Raw genomic sequence first — 24,459 nt, 5'->3', positions numbered from 1 at the left:
GACCTCGATCACATTTTTTAATCCCTGTTTATTTTGGGGTTGAATAGTAAATGCGGATGATAATAATTATCGTTTTTTGTTTGTATCTGAGCTTAACGATAATGAATAACACCGTTTTTCGCCGTTGCGCACTCTCTGGGATGATTGCACTCGCGCTTGCGCCGCAGGCCTATGCCGAAAAAAATGAAACCACCATGGTGGTCACCGCTTCCGGTGAGGGCAGCGAGCTGCCAGGCTGGACCAATAGCGCCACCAAATCGGCGGTGGCGGAAAGCAAAACGCCGCAGGTGATCAACACCATCAGCCAGCATGAAATCAGCCAGCGTCACGCCACCTCGGTGAATGAAATTCTGCGCTATGCCCCCGGTGTGGCCACCGAGTCGCGCGGCAGCACGACCTATATGAGCGAATATAAGATTCGCGGCTTTAACGTGGATAACGAATTCTATAACGGCATCCAGTTACCCTATAACGTGACCGGCAATACCAAGGCGCGCATCGACCCGCTGCTGATTGACAGCGTGGACATCCTCAAAGGCCCGTCCTCCGTGCTGTACGGCAGCGGCTCGCCGGGTGGTCTGGTCAACATTCAGGGGAAAAAACCGCAAACCACCCCGCGCACGGAAATCGGTTTTAACACCGGCACCCGCAACCTTAAAGAAGGCTACCTGGACTCAACCGGGCGCATCGCCAACAGCGACTGGAGCTATCGCCTGCTGGGCAAAGCGACTGAGGGTGACGATCAGGCGCACACTACCCGCTATGAAGATTATCTGGTGGCCCCCAGCGTGACCTGGCAGCCGAGCGAGCAAACCCGTCTGACGCTGGATGCGCTGGCGCAGAATACGCCGAGCCTGACGCCGTCGAACCCGCTGCCGCTTTCCTATTTACGCTCAAGCTACGCCAATAAACGCGATTACGCTGGCGATGACTGGAACGGCTTCAAACAGCGCCAGTGGATGGTGGGCTACAGCTTCGAACACCAGTTCGATAGCGGCTGGGGCATTGCCCAGAAAGCGCGCTACTTTGATATCGACAGCCATCAGCAAAGCGTCTATTCCACCGGTAATACGGGTAACCCGGTATATGAATTAAACCGTTTTGCCTATACCACCGATGAGGATCTGCACAGCTTCAATATCGACAACCAGATTACGCGGACGCTGGCGTTCGGCGACTGGCAGCACCACCTGCTGGCCGGGTTCGACTATCAGAAGCTGAATTCGCATTACCACTATCGCTATGCTTCTGTTACTCCGGGCATCGACATGCGCAACCCGGACTTTGGTCAGGTCAATGAACAGGCGCTGGGGCTCTACACCGCCCAGAAAAACCGCCTCTCATACAACCAGAAAGGCTACTATCTGCAGGATCAGATGGCCTGGGGCGGCCTGAACATTCTTGCCAGCCTGCGCTACGACGAATACCAGTCGGCGACCACCGACTATCTCAATAACGGTGAGAAAGAGTGGATCTCTCAGGATCGCGTCACCAAGCGTCTGGGCATGCTGTACGCGTTTGATAACGGGCTGTCGCCGTTTATCAGCTACTCGGAAGGGTTTAAACCGGTGTCTCCGGCGAACGGCCTGACCGCCGACCAGGTGAAACCGACCACCAGTAAACAGGTGGAGGGCGGCCTGAAGTACCTGCTGGCAGACTATGCGACGACCTTTACCGCATCGGTATTTAACATTCGCCAGAAAAACGTTCTCAGCGCGGATCCGAGCTGGGTGTACCGTCAGACCGGGGAGATTGAGTCTAAAGGGGCGGAGCTGTCGGTCATCAGCCGGCCAACCGACAACATCAACCTGATCGCCAACTACGCCTATACTCACGCCATCAACACCGAGGACGAGAGCTACCAGGGAAAACGTCCGACGCAGGTGCCGGAAAACGCGTTCAATCTGTGGGGCGACTATACCTTCGACCAGAGCCTGGTGCGTGGGCTGACGATCGGCGCGGGCGCGCGCTATACCGGGCCGATGGAAATCTCCCCGGATAACACGGCCGGTAAACTGGGGGGCACGACGCAGTACGATATGTCGCTGTCTTACGATATGTCGGCGCTGGACAGCAGCCTGAGCGGGCTGATGCTGAAAGCCAGCGCGCAGAACCTGACCAACAAAGAGACGCTGACCTGCTATGACAGCACCAACTGCTGGATTGGCCGCGATCGTACGGTGCAGGTGGGGGCGAGCTATACCTTCTGATGGGGATGTCCCGGCGTCGCTTTAATCCGCAAGGTTAGCGACGCCGGGAGTTTGCTTTACTGCGCTGCGGCCAGCGCCTCTTTGATCCAGCCGTCAAACGTCTGCTGGTGGGCGTGGATCCAGCCGTCCACATGACGCTGAATATCGGCGGCGCTCGATTCACCCTTATGCATCAGCTGGTTCTGAGCATTGACGTCAGCCAGCGGCAGTTTGGCGATGGCAAACAGCTTCGCCGCGGCGGGGTTTTTGGCCGCCCATTCTTTGTTGGCCACGATAAACTCGTTGTTGACCGCAAAACCGTAGTTCTTACCGTTAGGCAGTTCGGTATTCTGGTCTTTCAGCGAGCCCGGGTTGGCGGAGAACGGAACGGTCAGCCAGACCACGTCTTTACCGGGCTTCAGCTCATCGCTGACCCAATAAGGTGTCCAGGTATAATAAATGACCGGCTTACCGGCTTTATAGCGGGAGAGGGTGTCGGCAATAATCGCCGAATAATTTCCCTGATTCTGCGTGACCGTATTGCTGAGGCCATAGGCTTTAATCTGAGTATCGATCACCGAGCCGCAAACCCATCCGGGGTTACAGCCAGCCAAATCCGCTTTACCGTCACCGTTGGCGTCAAATAATTTCGCCAGCTTAGGGTCTTTGAGCTGAGAAATATCCGTAATGTTATATTGCTCAGCGTTTTTTTTATCGATCATGTACCCCTGAGCGGCATTACTAATATAAGTACCCTGGCGGTAGAATTTCCGATCGCCGCCGCTGGCGTCATACATATCCTGCTGCATCGGCAGCCAGTTAACGGCCATATAGGTGGCGTCACCGGCAGCAATCGCGGTATAGGCGACGTTATATTCCACCTCTTCCGTCGGGGTGACGTCATAGCCGAGCTGCTTCAGCGCGCGGTTGATGATTTCGGTCTGGAAAGTCTCTTCCGGTAGGGTACTTTGTACCGGGTGAACGGTAATGCCTTTGCCAGGAAGGTCTGCGGCAAAAAGCGTAGGGGAGGCGAATAGCACTGCCAGCGTAATAGTGCGTAGCGTGGTTGTTTGCATAATAATAACCTTATTATTTTCGCGTGTTAAGCCAGAGGTGGCAAATTATCCCGCTTGGATAAAAGGTGGAAATAAGGAAAGAGATAACGAATAAATTCTCCTGAGCCTGATGACAATAACTTTACCCTAGCATAATACCTCGCGCGCGCAATCCTAAATATCCGCAATTATTCTTTCATAGCTTTATTTCGGGCTAAGGATATTCCTAAAAATAATCGCGCTAGGGTTATCTCGTGGCGAATGAATACGACGAATGAGTGATTTCCCCCGCGTAGCGCGCGCGATAAGATGAGACGCATAATTCTCATTAAAAATGAGGATGCAAGGACGTAAAGCAAGCGCTATTGGCGAAATCTGCTGATACGGGGTAATTCTCACAGGAAGTGGAGGATGGATGAAAATTGTACATGGAATCAGTCTGGCGCTGGTAGGGTTGATGTTATCCAGCGTTGCACAGGCTCAGAGTCGGGTATCTTCCGGCACCATTCACTTTATTGGTCAGGTGGTTGAAGGCGCTTGCGACGTCTCGTCACACCGTCAGACGCTACAGATTGCCTGCTATCGTGATGGCGAACATCGGGTCCAGCAGGTGACGATGTCAACCACCGATAATGCCCCCATCATGCCGATTATCAGCAAAATCGATCGTCGGACGTTGCCGGGGACTCCTCATCTCCAGGAAGTGACTATCCATTATCTCTGAGCCTTGTCTCCCGCCGCGGCCTTTTCCATGACGGAAAGGCCCTTGGTTTTATTTCCTGCCTCGCGACTATGGCGCTTCTGGTGATACTTCGCCGGCTGCGCGCATGGTCCCCGGTGAGTGGCCGACCACCCGCTTAAAAGCCCGGCTAAACGCCGCCACCGAGCTGTAGCCCAGCTTCAGCGCCACGGTTTCAATTGCCTGCTGTTCCTGGCCGATATATTGCACCGCCAGCCGCATGCGCAGTTCGCCCAGATACTTCGCGGGCGTGGTGCCGGTGGCAGAGAGAAAGCGTTCTGCGAAGACCGAGCGGGAGGTTCCGGCCTCTTTGGCTAAATCGGCCACGCTCCAGTTAATACCGGGCTGCTGGTGCATAGCGTAGATGGCGCGGCTCAGACGCGGATCGCGCAGCACCTGAATCCACCCGGTGGCCTTCCCGCAGCCCGCCTCTACCCAGCCGCGGACGATCAGCGCCGCAACCACATCCGCCAGCCGGGCGAGGATCCCGGCAAAACCGACCTGACGTCCCAGCGATTCACGTTCCATCGCTGATAGCAGCGGATGGATCTCCGGCCAGGTCGACATCAGGCGGCTGACCATCATAACTTCCGGCATCGCTTTGACCAGCGGCTGCATACCGCCGAGATCGAAATCCATACATCCGCTGAATATAACCACGTTACCGCCGTCGGCGCAGGGCTGGCAGTGGATGTCGCACACCGAGCTGCAAATCGGCTCGCTGGGGAAGTCAGCCAGCGGGGTGATGTCGGCGGCGTCATCGGAGAGCAGGGCGTGGGCATCGCCGTTGGGAATAAACAGCGCGTCGCCGCTTTGCAGCTCGAAACGCGCGCCGCTCTGCGTCTTTAACAGCGCGGGGCCCTGGCTGACGAAATGAAATTGCGCTTTACCGGCCGCCTGCCCGAAGGCCACGCCAAAGGGCGCGCTGGCTTCAATGCGGCGATATCTCACGCCGGAAAGGCGCATTCCGCGCAGCAGCTCGCTGATTAAATCGGGGGCAGGGTGGGTCATAGTCGCAACTCCGGACGAATTATCAATAATTGGAGATTATATGTCATAGATCGTCCAGGCGGAACTTTCTATGCTTTGCGACAGACATCACATTTTCATAACGGGAGAGTAACAGATGAATTCATGCGTCGCTGAAAGCGGGTCCTTAGCCCCGGCAAAACCCGCCTGGCGTGCCGTATGGTCGCTTGGGCTGGGCGTTTTCGGTTTGATCACCGCCGAGTTTCTACCGGCCAGCCTGTTAACCCCGATGGCGGCAAGCCTCGGCGTTAGCGAGGGCGTTGCCGGGCAAACGGTGACGGCGACCGCGCTGGTGGCGCTGGTGACCGGGCTACTGATCGTCTCCGCAACCAAAAGCATCGATCGCCGCTGGGTGCTGATGTTCTTCACGCTGCTGCAGATTGTCTCCAGCCTGCTGGTGGCCTTTGCGCCATCGCTGCACGTGCTGTTAATGGGGCGGCTGCTGTTGGGCATCGCTATCGGCGGCTTCTGGGCGATGTCGACCGCCACCGCCATGCGGCTGGTGCCGGCGAGCGATGTGCCGAAAGCGCTGTCAATTATCTTTGCCGGCGTCTCGATAGCCACCGTGGTGGCGGCACCGCTCGGCAGCTTCCTCGGTAGTCTGGTCGGCTGGCGTAACGTCTTTATCCTCTGCGTGGTGCCCGGCGTGCTGGCGCTGCTGTGGCAGCTGTGGGTGCTGCCGTCGATGCGTCCGGATCACGGCGGCAGCCTGGGCACGCTGTTTAATGTGCTGCGCCGTCCTGGCATGGTTGGCGGACTGCTGGCGACTATTTTTATTTTTAGCGGCCATTTTGCCTTTTTCACCTACCTGCGCCCGTTCCTTGAAACGGTTGGCCAGGCCAGCGTGGAAACCATTTCGCTGATCCTGCTCGGCTTTGGCGTCGCGAATTTTATCGGCACCTCGATTGCCGGATATCTGCTGACGCGCAATCTGCGCCTGACGCTGGCGCTGGTGCCGTTCGCGATGGGGATTCTGGCGCTGCTGATGGTTGCTTTTGGTCACCTGGCGCTGCTGGACGGCCTGCTGGTGACGCTGTGGGGATTCGCCTTCGGTCTGGTACCGGTGGGCTGGTCAACCTGGCTTGCCACCACGGTACCGGATGAAGCGGAAAGCGCGGGCGGCCTGTTAGTCGCCGCCATTCAGCTGGCGATTAGCGCCGGTGCGGCAGGCGGCGGGCTGGTCTTTGACCTGAACGGGGCCAGCGGCGTCTTTACCGCCAGCGGCGTGCTGCTGGTGGTGTCCATGATGGTGGTACTGGCGGGCGTGCGGGTCAAAGCGGCAACGCTGGAGTAACGCGCGGCCCTCCGGGCGTCCTGCCGATGCGCAGGGCGCCCGGGGGAATCAGGCAAGCAGGTAGCTTAGCCCGGTAAATGCCACCATCCCGGCGATCACGGTGGCAAACAGGCTGCGGCTCACGATGCCGACCAGCGTGGCCACCGCGGCGGCGAGCAGCGAAACGCTAATACCGCTGGCGGTTAGCGCCGGTTTACCGATCAGCTCGGCGGCGATAATGGCCGACATAATGGCGGCCGGAATAAAGCTCAGCCACTGCTGCAGCGCAGGCGGCATACGAAAACGTGACAACAGCAGCACCGGCACGGTGCGCATCAGCGCGGTGACCACCGCCGAAGCAATAATGGCGAGCAGAATATTGCGTTCCATCCTAGCGTTCTCCCTTCACGAACAGGCGCAGCCCCAGCGTCGCCAGGGTCGCGGAAACCGACGCGGCGACGATCACCACCACGCTGGTATCGGTATGACCCGCCATGATCAGCGTAATCAGCACCGAAACGGCGATGGCGACGGTTTCCAGCAGCCGACGGCGGCTGGCGAACCACAGCATCAGCACCAGGCCGATAAACATCGACACCAGGCTAAAGCTCAACCCTTCCATCAGCGCAGGCGGTAGCGCCGAGGCCAGCCCCGCGCCGACGATACAGGCGAGGATCCAGTTCAGCCACGCGGCGACGTTAATGCCCAGCATCCAGGCAAACGGCACTTTACCGTGCGCGCCGCCGTGCTGAACCGCTACGCCAAACGTTTCGTCGGTGAGCAGCAGGCCGCTGATAATTTTTTGTAGGGTGGTATGTTCACGAAAGAAGACGCTCATCGCCGAACTCATCAGCAGATAGCGGAGGTTAACCAGCAGCACGCTGACCACCACCGACGCCACCTCCGCGCCCGCGGCCCACAGCGAGTAGAATAAAAACTGCGCCGACCCGGCGTACAGCAGGCTGGCCAGCAGCGCCGTTTGCAGGGTGGTGAAGCCGGAAAGCGTGCCGATGGCTCCGGCGGCAAAGCCAATACTCCAGTAGCCGGGGATCGTCGGGAAACAGGCGACGACGCCGGCGCGAAACTGTGCTCTGGTCTCGTGATTCGCTGAGACCGTTGTTTTCATCAACATCCATTTTTCCCGTGATATAAAGCGCGATAATCATAAGCCTGTGTAGGAATACGATTATCATATGGCGAGGCGTCGCGCACGCAGAAAAACACGGGGTCGCGTGATGCGGGTTGAGAGAGGGCGACTCACGCCGCCGCCCTCTGCTCAGGAGAATTACCGCCCGGTCACCACATCAATCAACTCATTCGCCAGCTGGCTAAAACGGCCAATCCGCACGTGGATCGTACCGTCCTCGCTGGCCGTCGTATATTTCGCCTGCTCAAGCGGCGCTTCAACCTGCGTTTTCTCGGCATAAATCTCCGACTCGGCAACCCGCTTTAATCTGTCCGGCTGCGGATGCGCGACGGTGGAAATCACCAGCCAGCGCGGCGCGTTGATGCCGGGCTGTACCTGCATGCGGGCGAAGAGGCGATGGCTTTCCAGCAGCGCCGGTTTACGGTATTCGAAGTCGGCGTAGGCCAGTTTTTGCAGCGGTTGCCACTGGGCGTCATAAATCACCGCCTCGGTGGCAAGGAAGTGTTTCTCATTCAGCGGCGTGGTCAGCTCAATGGTGTACGCGCCGTTATAGGCCGGCAGCGCCAGCAGCTGGGCGCGAGCGCTGCCGTTGGCCAGCGCAATGCGCGGCGTTTGCGCGTCGAAGATTAGCGTTCGCGAGGACTTGCCGTTAAAACTCTGCGCTGGCAGCTGTTCAAGCGTCGTGCAACAGGCGGCGGGGGAGAGGCTGCGGGTTTCCGTGACCGTCGAAACAGGCTGCGCGCAGCCGCTCAGCCACAGCAGGCCAAAAGCCAGTGGGATCATCTTTTTCATCATTGTTCGCTCCTGAATCATGTTGTCCGTTACCACCACAGCTCGAAGTTAAACCCGAAGGTCACTTCTTCCGTGCTTCCGCGATCGCTTTTCACCGGCGCGGCATATTTGCTGTGATTGCCGTAGCTGTTGAGACGCTCCCACTGGGTGTCTGAGTCGGACCAGGTCACAAACAGGCGCAGCGCCGGGCGCGCCCACACGCCTTTACCGGCCTGAATCATCTGCGCCAGCGTCACTTTGTACATGCTGTTGACGCCCGCGTGGTTCTGCGCGTCGACGCGCTCGTAGCCGAATTCCAGCGCCGTGGCCAGATAGTCGTTCCAGCTGTACTGCGGACGTAAACCGGCACTGAACCAGGTCATCCCGCTGTTGTTATCGAGGTTGAGATCCTGCCAGGCGATGGAGTACATGCTCTGGATGTTGTCGGTGAAGTTAATTTCGCCGTAGTTAAAGATGCGCCAGCTATAGCCATCGTGGTTAACGCCGGTGTTGTATTTCGTGGCGCTGGCGCCTTCCGCGCTCATCAGCCCGCCCGCCAGCGCGTCGCGTCCGTACTGGAAGGCCAGCGAGTTGCTGCCCATCGACCAGGCCTGACGATAGATTAACGACAGCATGGAACCGTCGGTGGTGATGTCTTTTTCAGCGTAGCTTGAATTCTGGGCGAAAACGTAGTTAAGACCGGCGGTTAAATCAGCATCGTCGTTGATTTTCAGCTCGCTCAGACGCAGGTCGATGTTGTGCAGCGCGCGTTCATCGGCGCTGGATTCCGGGGCCAGCCAGGCGACGTGGCCTTTGGCGAAGCCGAGGTCGACGTTTTCCAGGCCGATACCGTTGTCGGAGACGTCCCAGTATTTAATATCGATCATATGCACTTCGTGGCGCTGGTAAAAACGCTTACCGACCCAGATTTTGGCATCAGGCTGGCCGGGTAAAATATTATAAACGGAAGCCCAGGTCTGGAGCGTACCCACATCGCCCCACGACTCGCCGCTGCCGATATACCAGGTAAAATCAAAGATGGCATCGGTGCTGGTGGTAATATCGGTTTTAAATCCGCCTTCCCACCAGTTCATTTCATTACCTAAACGATAATTACCAAAACCTTCCGAAGCGCGAATAACGTCATTCAATTTTCCTTTGCCGTCATTCTTGTCTTTATTATTGGTATAGATATTTCCCCATTTTACGTAACCCATGGGGGTAAAGTTTTCTAATGCGGCGGAGGCAGAAAAAGGCAATGCTAAAGCGAGCAGAGGTAAAAGACCACGGCGTATCATCATATAAAATTCCATACTGTTTTTTATTTATGAATGAATGTTGCCAGCGGCGGGATGGCCGCTGGCAGGGTACTAGCAATCAGGCACGTCTTTCAACCAGCGCCGCCATCACGTCGTCGTGATATTGGCCGTTGAGTTTGTAATAACGGCGGTAAATAAAGAAACTCGCGGAGACCAGAATAAAGGGAATGGCGATCATCAGGATGCGCATACCGAAGACGGTATCGGCGTCCTGCACTTCATTGGGCACGTAGCCGATGATGGTCAGGCCAATACCGATCAGGAAGCCCGCGAACGCCGAGGCCGCTTTCACCAGCATGGTCTGCACCGAGAAGATGACGCTTTCGCTGCGCATTCCGGTTTTGTACTCGCCGTAGTCCACCACGTCGGCCAGCATCACCGTGGCCATTGCCAGCGAGAAGCCGGAACCCAGCTTAAGCAGCGCGCCGGAGAGGCCGACCAGGATGTGGCTTTCCGGCATAAAGACCCCGGAGAACAGTAATATCGCGCAGCTCAGCAGCGGGAACAGGCAGGCGAGACGCCAGACCGTTGGGCGGGAGACGCTGGCCACCACTTTCGGGAACAGCACCAGCCCGGCAATTTCCGCCGCACCGGACAGCATCATAAAGACCGGGAACAGGTCTTTATTGCCGATGGCGTAAGCGAAGTAGTAAATCGCAAAGCCGCCCGCCAGCTGCATCGCCATGTTAAAGGTGAGCACGATGCCAATCAGCGCCTTCAGCTGGTCGTTTTTGGTGATGATATTGACCATATCCTTAAAGCTGATTTTCGGTTTGCTGATCTTCACGTCCACGACATCTTTGACGTTCACCACAGTAATAATCGCGCTGATAATAAAGAAGACGGCAATAGCAATACTGACGCGAACGAAGCCGGTGGCGCTGTCGCCGTCACCGAGCAGCTCGATCGCCTTCAGGCCGAAAGCGCCCATCAGCAGCCAGGCGATGCTGGCGAACAGACGCGGAATAACGACGATCTTTTCGCGCTCTTTTTTCTCTTTGGTTAATGACGGAATCATGGACCAGTAAGGAATATCCATCATGGTATAGGTCATTCCCCATAACACGTAGGAAACCGAGGCATAAACATAAAGCCAGACGCCTTCAAATTCATGGCAAATAAAGACGCCAATCATCGCCACGGAATTGACAATGGTGCCAATTAAAATCCACGGGCGGAATTTACCCCAGCGGCTTTGCGTATTATCAACAATTAATCCCATCACCGGGTCGGTTATGGCATCCCAGATTCGGGCGAATAAAAATAATGAACCGACAAAGGCGGCAGATAGGCCGACCACGTCAGTATAATAGAACATCAGGTACAGATAGATAATGGAGCAGGCAAGATCCTTGCCGAGCGCTCCAATGCCATAGGAGAGCTTGCTGGTATTACTAATACTCATATGCGTCCCTTTTTTTAATTACGGCAACAAAGATGAAATATTAAGGCTGTGCTTCAAGCAACAGCAGCACGGCAGATTCCGGATCCAGTACCGGCATCGCCAGCCCGGCATGTTGCAGCCAGTCGCCCGTTAAGATGACGCCTTCTTCCACCCATGCCGGTTGGGTACTAACAATCCCATTGCGGAAGTTGTCGGCGGCATCGACAACGCGCACTCGATAACTGATTTGCGGGTCCAGCCCTTGCAGGCGCAGCGTGCCGCTCAGCGCCCATGTCGGCATGGCGAGCTGGGCAACGGCGACCAGCGCCTGACGGCGGTCGGCGGAAACGATAGCGGTGATGCTTTGTGCCTGCGGATCGTCGCTGTCGAGGCGGTACAGCGTGCCTTCGTGGATCAGCGGGCGGTGCTGTTTGTAGATCTCGATATAGCGGCTGAAGCCTGCTTTATCCTCGTCAGAGGCCTGTAGCGGGTCGAGTTCAATACCCAGATGGCCAAAGAGGGCGGTGATGCCGCGGAAATGAATGTCGGACACCCGGCGGGTGGAGTGGCTCTTTTTGGCGCCAATGTGCGCGCCCATGACTTCCGGCGGGAAGAAGTAGCTGAAGCCGCGCTGAATGGCGTGGCGTTCGAGCGCATCGTTGTTATCCGACGGCCAGAAACGCTGAACGTGGCGCAGAATTTCATAGTCGATACGCCCGCCGCCGGCGGCGCAGGATTCAATGTCGACGTTCGGATGCTTCGCGCGCAGTTTGGCCATTAATTGGTACAGGCGCTCTACCTGACGGGTTTGCGCCGGGCGCAACTGATGGCCCGGCTGGACCACTTCGCGGTTCATATCCCACTTCAGGTATGAAATAGCGTAGCGGCTGAGCAGGGTGTCCAGGCGTTCGTACAGGTAGCTGAAGACCGCGTCATTGCTCAGATCCAGCACGTACTGGTTGCGACCGGTAGGCTGCTGATAATCACTGAGCTGAAGCAGCCAGTCCGGATGCTGACGATAGAGGTCGGAATTTTTGCTGATCATCTCCGGCTCAACCCACAGACCGAAGGTCATGCCCTGTTGCAGCACGTGCGCAATCACCGGCTCCAGCCCCTGCGGATACTTGCTCTCGTCGACAAACCAGTCGCCCAGCGCCGCGGTGTCGTCGTTGCGGCCAATAAACCAGCCATCATCAATGATAAAACGCTCGACGCCCATCTGCGCGGCCTCGGTCGCCATCTGCATGATGTACTCCGGGTTATGATCGAAGTAGATCCCTTCCCAGGTGTTGAGGTGAACCTGTCTCGGCTGCGCTGGCGTGAAGGAGAGCAGCTGGCGGCGAACGTGGCGGTGGAACTGCTGGCTCATGCCGTTCAGCCCGCGGTCGCTCCAGGTAGCATACAGCCACGGCGTTGAAACGGATTCCTCAGGCTGGAGCACAATTTCGCCCGGAACATACAGCGCTTCGGCCTGTAAAACGCGACGGCCGTCGGCTTTCACGTCGATGCGCATGCGGTGGTTGCCGCTCCAGGCAAAGTGCGCGCCCCAGACTTCACCGTGGTTTTCACCAAAGCCCGTGGTACCACTAATCAGCGCCGGGTAGTGCTGGTGCGAGGTGCGACCGCGACGGTTCTCCTGCTGATAGCCGCCGTGCAGCAGCGCGTGGCGGTGCTGCTGGAATTCATAGACCCAGCGCCCATAGAACGAGAGGCATTCGTTGGCGCGTTCCGGCAGAGGCAGGGTGACGGCCAGACGCGAGACGTCGTAGGCGCCTTCACCGATATTAGTAAGCGTGTGGCTGAGACGAATGACGTCGCTGTCGCGATCGAACAACAGATGTGAAACCACGCGCAGGCCCGCCGCACGATCTTCGCTGCGGATCAGCAGCCCGTCGGCGGTTTCTTGCACCTCATCAATGGTAAACACCGGTGACCAGTGCTGCCCATTACGGTGGCCTTCAATGCCCGGGCTGCCGAACAGGCCGCGACCGTTTTCCGCCATCAGCGAAACCGGCGTGTCCTTATCCAGTCGGCCATAAGGTACGGCGCGTGCGAGGGCGGTTTTTACCGCCGCATTGGCGGCCATTTTCCGGCCCCAGTAGAGGATTTCACCGCCGTTAGCGGTATCGATACATAAAGTGGAGGTATTACCAGAGAGAAAGCGCGTCGGTTCCATCACGTCATCCTGTTATACATATTCCTGTTGATGATGGGATATTAACATCCATTACAAATTGTAATTGTGACCGCTCACTCAGATGTTGTTAGATGCTCATTTTTCTCGACTTTTAGGCCGATTAATACTCACTATTATTAACGATTAAACCCATAATTCATTGATTTTAATTGGGTTATTTAATTATGTGAGCGATTAACAATTTATTCAAAATGTGATGTGGGTTTAGCAGGCCAAAAAAAGCGGCGGCTCTGATGGCCGCCGCGAAAGGGATGCATTGCAGGGTTAACGACGCGCCCAGCGCAGACTGTAGTGGTAGTGCGGCTGTTGCAGCAGATACTCCTCCGAAACGCTCGGGCTCCAGGAGTCATCGCCGCCAATCCCCATATGGAAGCCGTCAATGTTCAGCCAGCTTCCGGTTTCCTCAACCAGCAGGTGGCGATGCGAAGTTTCACGCAGCTGATCCTGGCTGTAGCGGCTGAGGTTAAACTGGAAATCACCGCGCCACAGGTTGGCACCGTATTCCAGACGACGGGTGCCGCAGCGTAGGCCGTTTTCACTCGGGAATACGTACGGCGTGTACATATCAGCCAGCGGAAGCTGCCAGCGGTCGTACTGTGCCGACGCGCAGCGGTCGGGGTAGTTTTCGTGCGGGCCCAGGCCCAGCCAGCTAACCTGCGGCGCCACTTCGGCCAGCTGGCAGGTCAGGCCGATACGCGCCGGTGACGGCGTGCCGCGCGCCACGTCAACGTCGACGCTGATATGCAGCTCGCCCTGGTCATCAATCAGATAGGTTTTACGGCTGATAAACAGCAGCTTACCGTGCGCCAGCCAGTGATGCTCCGAACGCAGCTGCACCGCCTGCGCCAGCACATCGGCGTTCAGGCTGACGGTGCGGCACTCCATCGCGTAATGACCGGCGGCTTTCCAGCGCTCGACCCAGGCGTTGGGATCGATACGCGTGACTTCGCTGACGCCGATATCGTTGTCCAGCGGTGCGCGGGTGAACTGATCCTGTAACGGCGTCAGCAGCACATTTTGCCCCTGACTTACCCACTGGGTGAGCAAACCGCTGGCGCGATCGAACTGCCACTGCTGATCGCTATGCTCAATCAGGAAATGTGCGTCGCTTTGCGTCAGCGTCGGGGCGTGACCGTTAGCGGCGGCAGGCGCGGCGGACAGCAGGCCCGGCAGCGGCCACTGCCCGTGCGCACAGACGTGACCGGCGTCGCTCCAGCGGGTGGCTGCGTTCTGGCGCACCTCGACGTTCAGCCACACTTCACCGCTGCGGGCGATCGCCGGCAGATCCAGCGCGATCGTCTGTTTACCCTGCGGGGGAATCGCTAGCGCGACGCTGCCGCTGGCGAGCGCTTCACCGTCGAGTTTCAGCGTCCAGAAAAGCTGTTCGTTGTCGGTGGCGCGGAACAGGTATTCGCTGGTCACTTCAAGCTGATTGTCGTCCAGCAGGCGGAACTGGAAGAACTGCTGCGCGTAGCGCGCTTCATGCAGCGACGGGTGGGGCGTGCGGTCGGAGAAGACCAGGCCATTCATGCAGAACTGACGGTCGTTCGGCGTATCGCCAAAGTCGCCGCCGTAGGCGGAGAAGGTCTGGCCGTTTTCGTCGCGTTTGTTCAGCGACTGGTCAACCCAGTCCCAGACAAAGCCGCCCTGCAGGCGCGGATACTGACGGAAGGCCTGCCAGTATTTATGGAAGCCGCCAAGGCTGTTGCCCATGGCGTGGGCGTATTCGCAAAGGATCAGCGGGCGGTTTTCTCCCGGCATGCTGACCCATTTTTTGATTGACCACTTTGGCACTTCCGGGAACGGCTGGTCCTGGTCGACGCGGGAATACATCGGGCAGATGATATCGGTGGCTGAACTGTTCGCGCCGCCGCCTTCATAGTGCACCGGGCGGGTCGGATCGTTGGACTTGATCCAACGGTAGAGCGCGTCGTGATTATCACCGTGCCCGGACTCGTTGCCCAGCGACCAGATAATAATGGAGGGGTGGTTGCGGTCGCGCTGCACCATGCGGGTGACGCGTTCGCTCATCGCGGGCAGCCAGCGCGGATCGTCGCTGAGACGGCGCATCGGCACCATGCCGTGGGTTTCGATATTCGCTTCATCGACGACGTACAGCCCGTAGTAATCGCACAGGCGATACCACTGCGGATGGTTAGGGTAGTGGGAGCAGCGTACGGCGTTAAAGTTATTCTGCTTCATCAGCAGAATATCCTGACGCATGGTGTCGATATCCATCACCTGGCCGTTCTCCGGGTGATGCTCGTGGCGATTGACGCCGCGGATCAGCAGCGGTTGGCCGTTAACCTTCAGCAGGCCGCCGCTGATTTCAACCTTGCGGAAGCCGGTATCATAGGCTTCTGCTTCCACCACATTTTCGCCCTGTTTGAGCAGCACCACGGTACGGTAGAGCGTCGGGATTTCCGCGCTCCACAGCGCGGGCTGCGCTACCGGCAGGCGCAGAGTCGTGCGATCGTTATAGCGACCACGCTCATCGATGATGTCGCTTTCGAGCGGCTGTTCCACTTCACCGATCAGCCGATCGTCCTGCCAGAGCTGGACGGCGACGCGGGTATCCTCGGCGATATCGCCTTCAACCATTACCGTTGCTTCCAGCGTGGCGCGGCTGAATTCGTCGTTGAGCTGGGTGACCAGCTGCACGTCGCTCAGGCGGGTGTCCGGCTTATGCAGCAGGGTCACGTCGCGGAAAATACCGCTCATGCGCCACATATCCTGATCTTCCAGGTAGGTGCCGTCGCTCCAGCGCAGCACCATTACCGCCAGCCGGTTTTCACCGTCGACCAGCAGGCCGCTGAGGTCAAATTCCGACGGCAGGCGGCTGTCCTGCGCGTAGCCGACCCATTGGCCGTTACACCACAGGTGGAAGGCGGAGTTAACGCCGTCGAGGACAATGCGCGTCTGGCCGCTGCTCAGCCATTGTGGATTGGCATTGAATGTGAGCGAGTAACACCCGGTAGGGTTATCCTGCGGAACAAACGGCGGATTAACCGGGATCGGATAGGTGACGTTGGTGTAAATCGGCACGTCGTAGCCGAGCATCTGCCAGTTCGAAGGAACCTCAATGCTGTGCGCGTCCGCCAGGTCCTGCTGTAACCAGCTTTCCGGTACCGATTCCGGTTGCGTAAAGTAGCTGAACTGCCAGCGGCCATTGAGGATTTGCCGTGAAGGCGACGCGGCGTCACGGCGGGCGTCATCGGCGGATCGCCAGCTGGAGAACGGCGGATGGGCGGCCAGCGCGTTGAGCTGGGTGACGGCTGGGTTTTCCCAGTCGCGACGGGCGAGTACAGCGGCTAAAGAGAGAGGTTGTAGGCTCATTATCCAGGTTCCTTGATATATTTTGTGATGCGCTCACAATTTTAATCACTATGCGAGGATACCTGCTGCTTGTAAAGCCCCATCGCGATAGAGGGTGATGGGACTCACAAATAATGGCCCCAGCGACGGGGCTCGGAGGACGGTGATATTACTGCAGGCGGGCAACCTGGCGCGCCAGGCGGGCCAGCTCTTCGGAAAGATGCTGGGCTGAGAGCGTATCAGACTGGGGTTTGGCCGTCGTTTTGCGTTCGACCAGGCTCACCGGCAGCAGTTCGGACACCGTCTCTTCGCCTTCGATCAGCCCCAACAGGCGCTCAACGCTGACTTTCCCCAGCGCTTTGAAATCCTGTTTGATGGTGGTCAGCGGCGGGGTGAAGCAGGCGCTATCTTCCGTGTCATCGTAGCCGACCACCGAGACCGCGCCCGGCACCGGAAGGCCGAACTCCGACAGCGCGCGCAGTGCGCCCAGCGCCATCTGATCGTTCGCCACCAGGATAGCCGTGGGCGTAACGCCTTCGTTGAGCAGCCGCGTGACGTGCTGATAGCCCGATAGCGAGCTCCAGTCGCCGTGCATCACCGCTACCGGCGTCAACTGATGCTCTGCCAGGCAGTCCTGCCAGCCCTCAAAGCGCAGACGCGCGGAGATGGAGCTGAGCGGGCCCGCCAGCAGCGCTATCTGCTGATGCCCCAGCTGGACCAGATGCTCGACGCCGAGCTTCGCACCCATGTGCGGGTCGAACACAATGTGGTGCATCTCGGTCGACGGCGATGCATCAAGAAATAGCACCGGAATCGCGCCGCACAGCCGCACGATTTCCTGGGTTTGTTCATCTTCCATCGGAATATTGACCAGAATACCGTCCACGCGCTGCGACAGCAGCTGGCTCACGGCGGCTTTGCTGGCTTCCAGCCCCGACTGCTCGGTCATGGATATCACCACGTTAAACTGCAGCTCACCGGCCCGCGACTTGGCGGCAGCGACAATTTGCGACGGCGCATGCAGCGCCAGATTGCTGGTGGCAAAGCCCAGCGTATGGCTCAGTTTCCCCGCCAGCTGCTGGGCCATGCGGTTGGGAATATAGTTCAGCGCGTCCATCGCCGCTTCAACCTTGAGGCGGGTTTTCTCAGAAACGTGGGCGGCCTGATTGATGACCCGGGAGACGGTCTGGTAAGAAACGTTGGCGTGCTCGGCAACGTCATAAAGGGTGACAGACTTCGGTTTCATGCCGGGATTCCTTGTCATTCATCATGTTGAAGATGGCTAGAGGGCAGCTAAAAATCGTTGGCATATCATAGCATTTGTTGAAAAAAGACGCACGGGCACATAGGATTAGAACAGTTATATATGTGAATTGATAATTGGTACACTAAATAAAATAGGTCGCAATGCCTTAACAAAATAGTTTCATTTTGCTGATTAAGACATTGACAGGAAGAAACTACCACTTTACCTGTCAATGTCTTGACGCTATATGGCTTGAAACAGCATATCTAAATTAGTCTTGATGAATTAATGAATTCCCGCACTTTTCACATTTGCTGGTATGTCGGCATTGTGACCCTGTGATGCTAGCAAATATCCAATTAGCAATGTTTTGCACTGCGTCGGGGTGAGAGTGCGTGGAATGCACCATATCACTATCACCCACAGGCCCAAGTTTTAGTATCTGGTGTGAACCGGTTGGCGTCTCTGAAGAGGAGACAAACATTTCTGGACAAAAAATCAGCCGCCAATCGCCATAGGCTAACGCTTTAGCCGTAGCCAGCCAGAATGAGAAAATAGTGATAGGGAGTGCTGCAGCAATTAATACGTTAGCAGGTTCACTTTTTTTTCGTCTAATCATTGCCAGGTGTAAAACTACGAGCATGATTAACCCGACGAATAAAGTAAAAAACTCTGCTGTCTGTGATATCACAAGTGTATAGATGCCGAATAAAAAAAGAATAAAATAACTCAGGATAAAGGGAGTATGACGTTTCTTGTGGGCAATTTCTGATGCTGAATTTAACTGGGTAAGTACACCAAAACAAGCTTCGTGAACAAAACTGGAAAACCTCAATGCAGAATCAGCTTCATCTCCGGCTGCATGGATTATTTCGACAGAACTATAATCAACAGAGTCATCAGGTGCCTGTGGTTCATTTTCAAAGGAGTTTCTGCATCGCTTAGTAAGCCATATTTCAAGCAGTGCGGCTAACGGTACGCATAGTGCAATAATAGCTGGCTCTGTCAAACCAAAGGCGAGATAGAGGGCTGTGATTGGAATAAGCAGTGCAAAAGTAAACCCAAAAACATTGGTAGCAAGAAATCTGTTTGCTGAACGAGATAACACTTTTCTGTAGAGGAATGGTGGCGAAAGTAAGCAAACGCCGCGGACTTTATTCGCAGTATCTGGATAGAAATGAGACATTTCTCGAACAATGTTTCCACCATGACTGTGAGCGACTATATAATGTTGTTCACTGGTTGAACATAAAATTTTATCGGCAAGCTCCTTCGCTGCTAGCGTTCTTGCTCCAGGGGTATTTCCGCCACTCCAGTTAAAACGCACCAAATGTGCTTCGGGGTTAATATCCTCAATCGCTTTTCTCATGGCAGAGCCAGGTTTTGTCCAGGGAGCCTCTGTTTCGAAAGTGCCATGTACCAGATGGACAATAACTGTATTGGCATCAACAGGTCGATCATCAACTTTATCCTGGTGACTGTCACTTAAGTCCTTAGTAAAGTATCTTCTGTAGGTTTTTTGAAAGAGTCTGTGCGCCCAAAGCCATGCCATAGATATTAAGTAATAAAACCCAAGAATTGAAATTAATAGAGCGACAGGGACTGACAACAACCCTATGGCTATGGTCTTTAATAAATATATTTTTGTGCCTTTAAAATGCATAAAAATAAAGTAGAGGCATGATGTGGAGAATAACATCATTGGCGCTAACGCAAGACCAGCGCCAATGATAACGACCAGAACTGATATGTGTACTCCTGCTATCATATTTTTCCCTTTGTTTGTGGATTTGAACTTAAGTGAGGTGTTTAACTAAATGAAATTATGAAGCGAACCTGGATTATATCTGCATGTTTTGCAGGCGATGATAAATTTCATGTGCATTGAATTTAACTGCCTCAAAAAATATTGTGAAGTGCCAAAAATGATAGTAGCTGATTTTCCGAAACTTGGAACTGCTTTAGCGGTAACTAACGAAAAACACAAGATTCCACTTCCAGTACAAAAACAGCATTGATATGGCTGTATTTTATACTGTTCAAGTGGCTTTTTGAAAGCATAGCTATCTATGTTGAAACGTAATGGAGTATTAGTTACGTTATCTTTGATAGGCGAGTTGCTGTCCTTGTCGCCACCAAATCTCCGAACTGTATTTGTGTGACACGTTGGATTTCCACTAATCACCCTGACAACCTGACTTTCATGACCAGTGCGTCGCTGGTAAAGTGATCAACGCATAATACGATAACCAGAAGGGTATCAACGGTGAGCGGGCGCATTGACTACCAGATTGAGAAATACCGCTTTACGGAGGCGCTGGAAAGCGAGCGCCTCAGCAAACAGTGGGCTGACGTGATTGCGGAATGTCAGACCTGCGGGGCGGGGGCCGAAGAGCGTCTGCGCATAGCCCTGCTGAACGTCGATTACGTGACCAGCTTCGAGCTGCCATTCCGGCTGCTGCTGACGCGCGCGCCGCAGCTGATTGCCAGCGTGCGCGACGAACTGGTCCTGAGTCAGAAAAGCGCCACCTTTAACGGTAAGCGCTTTGGCTGCGTCTATAGCCTGAAAGGCGATCTCAGCGGCATACCGGACGCTTTCCAGTACCACCTCTCCACGCGTATCCGGCGCACCGACGGAGCGGGCCACGGCGAAACACCGTACCGTGAAATTGCCCAGCAGGTGAAACATCCGCGCGAGCGCCTACGGCTGGCGCTGGAAAAGCGGCTGGCGGTCACGGCGCTGGATGGGCTGTTCTGGTTTGGCCTTCAGCGCATCGCCGCCGATGTGCAGCGGCTGCGTAAATCGGGTATGCGTATCGCCACCTCGGAAACAGACGTGTTTGATACCCTGACCGGCACCACCCGCCGCGTGCCGGTTTATCAGCTTACAGAGACCTGATCTGCGCGGCGTTCTCCAGCCGCCGGATGCCCGGTACCAGGCTGGCGCAGACGGTGGCGATGACCACGGCGATGCCTGAAATCAGCAGCACATGGCTGTTGCCGTACTGCATCGCCAGCGGCCCGGCGACCAGCTCGCCAAAAGGAATCGCCACGAAGGAGCCGACGGCATCATAGGCATAGACGCGGGCCAGTTTTTCCGGCGGGATATGCGTTTGCAGGGAATGGGCCCACGACACCCCGAATCGGCCCATGGCCACGCCGGTCATAAAGAAGGCGGTGATGAGCCACGCGGCGGAGGCGGCCTGGCTCAGCAGGAGAATCGGCGCCGCGCACAGCCCCACCAGCATCACCCCGATGAACAGATCGCGGCGTGGACGCCAGCGCAGGGCAATGAAGGTGCCGACAATCAGCCCCACGCTCTGCGCCGCAATCATCATGCCCCAGTTCGCCCGCCCGAAGGTGGCGTCGGCAATCGCCGGGCCGAGCACCATCATCACGCCGCTGAACGCCGCGTTGATGATGGTAAACTGCACCACGATCGACCACACCCAGGAGCGGCTGGCGAACTCTTTCCAGCCCTCTTTTAAATCCTGCAGGATGTTGCTCGGCGCGGCGCTGACTCTGGCTGCCGTCACACGAATCATATAATAGAGCGGGGCGGAGGCGGCAAAGCCCATGGCGTCAATCGCCAGCCCCCATCCCGGCCCGACCGAGCTGGCGAGGATGCCGCCCAGCGAAGCGCCAATCACCGTACCGCTGTAGATGCCGAGCTGAACCAGCGCGTTGGCTTCACGCAGATTTTGGGTTGGCACCGTCTGCGGCACCAGCGCCTGAGAGGCGGGTAACGCAATACCGGCGGAAGCCCCGTTGAGCGCACCCAGCAGCGCCAGGCTTAATACCGTGGCGGAGCCATCCAGCACCGACCACGCCACGATGGCCTGTGAAAGAGCGGCAATAGTGGAGGAGCAAACCAGCACCCGGCTGCGCGAGTAGCGATCCGCCAGCACGCCACCCAGCAGCAGAAACGCGACGTTAAGAATCGAACGTGAGGCTACGACGATCCCCAAATCCGACACGGTACCGCCGATATCAAGAACCGCGAAGGCCAGCGCAATCGGCGCCATACCGTTACCAAGGACGGTCAACAAGCGAGCGGAAAAGAGGTAACGAAACGCGGGGAAATGGTAGGCACGAACTTTTTTATTATACGTAGGCATTGTGGCAATGGTTTATGGGTTAGAAATCGTTTTTATCGACGGTCTGTATGCCGCGACAATCAAGGAATGCGCGCATAATATCATGTAATTTATGGCGCCGAGGGGCGAATTAGCGCTGGCGACTGATTTGCGTCATCGGGTAAGAAGATCCTCGGTTTTGCCCAGAATGACCGCACGGACAGGTCTGCGACCTCATCATTTAAGGTAATAATAAGGCTCCTGAGGAGCCTTATTATTATTTAAGCATCTGCGCGTTAGCCACGACGCCTTTCTCTTCGACGGTACGCATCTCGTGGCCCGCTTTTTTCCAGTCGCCGTTGGGCCGCTGACGCCAGCCTTTTTCGACCAAATACGCCTCCGCCTCAATATGTTTCATGCCCATAATGGTTTCGACCTCGCGGACGATCTGCTCATAGTGTTGGCTGGTTGTCTGCGTTGGTTTTGTTGCCGTTTTCGAAGACGGCCTGGCATTCTGCGCCTTCGTTTTGTGGATGTCGCAGGAGATGCCGGCGTTCATTTCAGTACAGCCGGAGCGAATAAGCTGCTCACGGTACTTCGCATTAATGGCCTGCGCGGGAGCGGCGGCGATAGTCGCTAGCGTCAGAACAGACATCATGATTTTTTTCATTGTGTTATAGCCTATCTAGTCAGGAATATTCAGCATAACCGCCCGCGGCATCCGATTTTATGCAGTCAAAAATACCCCCTCATCACCAGGGGGTCAGTATAAGACATACTAAAAATGGATATATCAGGCAGGTCAGTGGGGTTGTCGGCGGTCTCATGTCCGAATGTCTCGCCAGCGGTGGTTAACTCTCGCGGTGAGAAAGGGTCAGTCAGATCTGCCACAACGCTGTTGTCGTTATTACAGCTTTGTTAAGTCATTTCTTCTGCTACTTCAAAAGCCGATACCCAATGGGGCATCTCTCTAAATATGAAAAGTGGTAAATTGTTGTTATTCACTCTTTTGCATACGGCATCCAAAAAAATAAATAAAAAACGGGTTATTATTGTTGTTTATTCCGTCTATTCCGCTGTCTCTGCGCTGTGGGCCTGATGTAGCCTCAGCGCTTCGGTGATAATTTGTTGTTTACTTTTGCGCGTCTGAAACGCGACCTCACGGACGTATTCACATAGATCGTTGGCGATACGCGCGCTGAGCATGGTTAAACTGTCATTTTGTGCTTCACCGCGACGTCTGCGTTTCGCGGGATAGGTTCTTGTGTTGTTTATAAGATTCATATTGCAATCCGCTTCATTATTTTTCTTCGTAAAATATGAATCGGGAAAAAAGACATGTCAATATTTGTAGGTTACCTCACATTTTGTATTAAAAACGTTAAGGCGATTGATGATTATTATTTAATTATTCGAATGAAAGTAGACATCGTAAGTTCGAAGCACACACGATATTTAGAAATAGTAGACCGTAAATAATGGGACGAAAGCGGCGAGGGACAGTCTGATCCGCAGACCCGAGCGTGTTGCGTATTGACATAAATTTCAGCGCTGCCAGCCAATTACGGCATTCGGTTTCGCGAAAATGCACGATCGTTATTCAGCGTGGTTTAGTCATCAAATTTGATTGATTATGCAAATACTCACTTAAAGTATACTTTATTAATCAGTATGCTAGTACAAAAGGATGGGAGGTTTCTGCAACAGTTTCGTAAAGAAAGGTAAGCTGATGTGTCTGTATTAATCGATGGAGAGTGTCTATTGTTTGATTAAGGTCAATTAAAAATGGGGGAAGGCATTGCCTGGAAATGATAATAGTCATAAGGAGGAACATTTATTTATTAATCATTAGCATGAAAATGAGTGTGAATATCGTTAAATACGTCGGCTATTCGGTATTTATTTTGTGTGGAAAGTGTAAATTTGATTTCCGGGTTTATTATTCCCTTTTAAATCATGATCCCAGACCTCATTTTAGCATGACGCCTGAGCCCGGGTTGGTATTGAAACTCAGGAACTCTCTCTGGTAGCAGTCATAAATCGTTCTCGCGTTAGCGTCTGGCACCGGTTCGCCCTTTACTGCGTATTAATATAGCGCTTCTTAAATTCCGTCGTGTTAATCGCCCGGGAATAGATGTAGCCCTGGCCCTTGGTGACGTTCCTTTTTAAGAAGATGGAGGCCTGCTTCATGGTCTCAATCTGTTCTGCGATCACTTCGATATCATGCTGGTCCGCGAAATCAATGATCAGGTTAATCTCCTGGGTCTGCTTCTCATCAATTTTCCCCGGCTTTAGCTTCAGAGTGCGGACTTTAAAAAGGCCATGCAGCGCACGCAGCTGCTCCTCACTGGAGATATTATCCCAGGCAATGCCTACTCCTAGCGCTTCAAGCTGATGCAGATTTTGTATCGCGACCTCATCCAGCGCTGGTTCATCGCAGGAAATTTCGAGCATCAGCGTTTTGGGCTCGATATGATAGTTTTTAAGCGTCTTCTCAATGATGGCGGGGAATTTTTGGTGCTGAATTTGCAGATGTGAGACGTTAAGGTTAAAACGCAGATCGCCCATTTTCCGCTGCTGATAAAACGCGCAGAACAGGTTGATCACGTGGTTGCCGACGTTGAGCATAATATCGGGATGCTGCAGATGCTCAATGATGTTTTTAAAGGGGACAATCGAATCCAGCGTGTAGCCTCTGGCCAGGATTTCGCCGCCGACA

At 55.3% G+C, this 24,459-nt stretch carries 18 protein-coding genes; 4 read left to right on the top strand and 14 right to left on the bottom strand.

Annotation, left to right across the window (positions count from 1 at the left end):
• Positions 1–101: 101 nt before the first annotated feature.
• Entirely contained in the window at positions 102–2,210 is a 2,109-nt protein-coding gene (locus ACK5JN_RS02645; RefSeq protein WP_416868736.1) for a TonB-dependent siderophore receptor, read from the top strand.
• 56 nt (positions 2,211–2,266) lie between these two features.
• On the opposite strand, the gene proX is transcribed toward ACK5JN_RS02645, so the two are convergent.
• Positions 2,267–3,265 (bottom strand): glycine betaine/L-proline ABC transporter substrate-binding protein ProX, encoded by a 999-nt coding sequence (gene proX / locus ACK5JN_RS02640; RefSeq protein ID WP_416868735.1) that lies wholly within the window; start codon positions 3,263–3,265, stop codon positions 2,267–2,269.
• Positions 3,266–3,659: 394 nt separating this feature from the next.
• Between proX and ACK5JN_RS02635 the strand changes: the two genes are divergently transcribed.
• Positions 3,660–3,968 (top strand): hypothetical protein, encoded by a 309-nt coding sequence (locus ACK5JN_RS02635; protein ID WP_416868734.1) that lies wholly within the window; start codon positions 3,660–3,662, stop codon positions 3,966–3,968.
• Positions 3,969–4,034: 66 nt separating this feature from the next.
• On the opposite strand, the gene ACK5JN_RS02630 is transcribed toward ACK5JN_RS02635, so the two are convergent.
• A complete protein-coding gene (locus ACK5JN_RS02630) occupies positions 4,035–4,994 on the bottom strand; it encodes a cupin domain-containing protein (protein WP_416868733.1) in 960 nt (319 codons plus the stop codon).
• A 115-nt stretch (positions 4,995–5,109) separates the two neighbouring features.
• On the opposite strand from ACK5JN_RS02630, the gene ACK5JN_RS02625 reads away from it, so the two are divergent.
• The gene (locus tag ACK5JN_RS02625; RefSeq protein WP_416868732.1) at positions 5,110–6,306 is read left to right on the top strand and encodes an MFS transporter; all 1,197 of its coding nucleotides are present in this window, start codon (positions 5,110–5,112) and stop codon (positions 6,304–6,306) included.
• 48 nt (positions 6,307–6,354) lie between these two features.
• On the opposite strand, the gene ACK5JN_RS02620 is transcribed toward ACK5JN_RS02625, so the two are convergent.
• The 9 genes from ACK5JN_RS02620 to ACK5JN_RS02580 all read right to left on the bottom strand — a co-directional run bounded on the left by ACK5JN_RS02620 (position 6,355) and on the right by ACK5JN_RS02580 (position 19,432).
• Positions 6,355–6,675, bottom strand: a complete 321-nt coding sequence (locus ACK5JN_RS02620) for an AzlD domain-containing protein (RefSeq protein WP_416868731.1) — start codon at positions 6,673–6,675, stop codon at positions 6,355–6,357.
• Position 6,676: 1 nt separating this feature from the next.
• Positions 6,677–7,417: an AzlC family ABC transporter permease gene (locus tag ACK5JN_RS02615; RefSeq protein WP_416868730.1), complete on the bottom strand. Its 741-nt coding sequence runs from the start codon at positions 7,415–7,417 to the stop codon at positions 6,677–6,679.
• Between the two features lie 153 nt (positions 7,418–7,570).
• Entirely contained in the window at positions 7,571–8,227 is a 657-nt protein-coding gene (locus ACK5JN_RS02610; RefSeq protein WP_416868729.1) for a MalM family protein, read from the bottom strand.
• 26 nt (positions 8,228–8,253) lie between these two features.
• Positions 8,254–9,504, bottom strand: a complete 1,251-nt coding sequence (locus ACK5JN_RS02605) for a carbohydrate porin (protein ID WP_416868728.1) — start codon at positions 9,502–9,504, stop codon at positions 8,254–8,256.
• Between the two features lie 76 nt (positions 9,505–9,580).
• Positions 9,581–10,927: a melibiose:sodium transporter MelB gene (melB, locus tag ACK5JN_RS02600; protein WP_416868727.1), complete on the bottom strand. Its 1,347-nt coding sequence runs from the start codon at positions 10,925–10,927 to the stop codon at positions 9,581–9,583.
• 40 nt (positions 10,928–10,967) lie between these two features.
• Positions 10,968–13,082, bottom strand: a complete 2,115-nt coding sequence (locus ACK5JN_RS02595) for an alpha-galactosidase (protein WP_416868726.1) — start codon at positions 13,080–13,082, stop codon at positions 10,968–10,970.
• Between the two features lie 285 nt (positions 13,083–13,367).
• Positions 13,368–16,439, bottom strand: a complete 3,072-nt coding sequence (locus ACK5JN_RS02590; protein WP_416868725.1) for a beta-galactosidase — start codon at positions 16,437–16,439, stop codon at positions 13,368–13,370.
• 148 nt (positions 16,440–16,587) lie between these two features.
• Positions 16,588–17,664, bottom strand: coding sequence for a LacI family DNA-binding transcriptional regulator (locus ACK5JN_RS02585; protein WP_416868724.1), 1,077 nt, complete (start codon positions 17,662–17,664; stop codon positions 16,588–16,590).
• 271 nt (positions 17,665–17,935) lie between these two features.
• Complete coding sequence (locus ACK5JN_RS02580; RefSeq protein ID WP_416868723.1) at positions 17,936–19,432, bottom strand: hypothetical protein; 1,497 nt, start codon at positions 19,430–19,432, stop codon at positions 17,936–17,938.
• Positions 19,433–19,930: 498 nt separating this feature from the next.
• Between ACK5JN_RS02580 and ACK5JN_RS02575 the strand changes: the two genes are divergently transcribed.
• Entirely contained in the window at positions 19,931–20,563 is a 633-nt protein-coding gene (locus ACK5JN_RS02575; RefSeq protein WP_416868722.1) for a helix-turn-helix domain-containing protein, read from the top strand.
• Here ACK5JN_RS02575 and ACK5JN_RS02570 read toward each other — a convergent pair.
• The 3 genes from ACK5JN_RS02570 to ACK5JN_RS02560 all read right to left on the bottom strand — a co-directional run.
• On the bottom strand, positions 20,550–21,782 hold the full coding sequence (locus ACK5JN_RS02570; protein WP_416868721.1) for an MFS transporter: 1,233 nt from the start codon (positions 21,780–21,782) through the stop codon (positions 20,550–20,552). The two genes, ACK5JN_RS02575 and ACK5JN_RS02570, sit on opposite strands and share 14 nt — an antisense overlap.
• A 235-nt stretch (positions 21,783–22,017) precedes the next feature.
• Positions 22,018–22,398 (bottom strand): hypothetical protein, encoded by a 381-nt coding sequence (locus ACK5JN_RS02565; RefSeq protein ID WP_416868720.1) that lies wholly within the window; start codon positions 22,396–22,398, stop codon positions 22,018–22,020.
• 1,418 nt (positions 22,399–23,816) lie between these two features.
• On the bottom strand, positions 23,817–24,459 hold a 643-nt coding region (locus ACK5JN_RS02560), incomplete at its 5' end, for an EAL domain-containing protein (RefSeq protein ID WP_416868719.1).

Source organism: Kluyvera sp., from assembly GCF_047971185.1.
Lineage (GTDB): Bacteria > Pseudomonadota > Gammaproteobacteria > Enterobacterales > Enterobacteriaceae > Kluyvera.
The sequence above is the reverse complement of the archived record's forward strand: the minus strand, read 5'-3'. Positions and strand labels throughout refer to the sequence as shown.

Excerpts from the sequence above, each read along its gene's own strand:
- ACK5JN_RS02590 (WP_416868725.1), bottom strand. The coding sequence starts at position 16,439 with ATGAGCCTACAACCTCTCTCTTTAGCCGCTGTACTCGCCCGTCGCGAC.
- ACK5JN_RS02605 (WP_416868728.1), bottom strand. The coding sequence starts at position 9,504 with ATGATGATACGCCGTGGTCTTTTACCTCTGCTCGCTTTAGCATTGCCT.
- ACK5JN_RS02580 (WP_416868723.1), bottom strand. The coding sequence starts at position 19,432 with ATGATAGCAGGAGTACACATATCAGTTCTGGTCGTTATCATTGGCGCT.
- ACK5JN_RS02625 (WP_416868732.1), top strand. The coding sequence starts at position 5,110 with ATGAATTCATGCGTCGCTGAAAGCGGGTCCTTAGCCCCGGCAAAACCC.
- ACK5JN_RS02585 (WP_416868724.1), bottom strand. The coding sequence starts at position 17,664 with ATGAAACCGAAGTCTGTCACCCTTTATGACGTTGCCGAGCACGCCAAC.
- ACK5JN_RS02635 (WP_416868734.1), top strand. The coding sequence starts at position 3,660 with ATGAAAATTGTACATGGAATCAGTCTGGCGCTGGTAGGGTTGATGTTA.
- melB (WP_416868727.1), bottom strand. The coding sequence starts at position 10,927 with ATGAGTATTAGTAATACCAGCAAGCTCTCCTATGGCATTGGAGCGCTC.
- proX (WP_416868735.1), bottom strand. The coding sequence starts at position 3,265 with ATGCAAACAACCACGCTACGCACTATTACGCTGGCAGTGCTATTCGCC.
- ACK5JN_RS02615 (WP_416868730.1), bottom strand. The coding sequence starts at position 7,417 with ATGTTGATGAAAACAACGGTCTCAGCGAATCACGAGACCAGAGCACAG.
- ACK5JN_RS02565 (WP_416868720.1), bottom strand. The coding sequence starts at position 22,398 with ATGATGTCTGTTCTGACGCTAGCGACTATCGCCGCCGCTCCCGCGCAG.
- ACK5JN_RS02630 (WP_416868733.1), bottom strand. The coding sequence starts at position 4,994 with ATGACCCACCCTGCCCCCGATTTAATCAGCGAGCTGCTGCGCGGAATG.
- ACK5JN_RS02645 (WP_416868736.1), top strand. The coding sequence starts at position 102 with ATGAATAACACCGTTTTTCGCCGTTGCGCACTCTCTGGGATGATTGCA.
- ACK5JN_RS02570 (WP_416868721.1), bottom strand. The coding sequence starts at position 21,782 with ATGCCTACGTATAATAAAAAAGTTCGTGCCTACCATTTCCCCGCGTTT.
- ACK5JN_RS02620 (WP_416868731.1), bottom strand. The coding sequence starts at position 6,675 with ATGGAACGCAATATTCTGCTCGCCATTATTGCTTCGGCGGTGGTCACC.
- ACK5JN_RS02610 (WP_416868729.1), bottom strand. The coding sequence starts at position 8,227 with ATGATGAAAAAGATGATCCCACTGGCTTTTGGCCTGCTGTGGCTGAGC.
- ACK5JN_RS02595 (WP_416868726.1), bottom strand. The coding sequence starts at position 13,082 with ATGGAACCGACGCGCTTTCTCTCTGGTAATACCTCCACTTTATGTATC.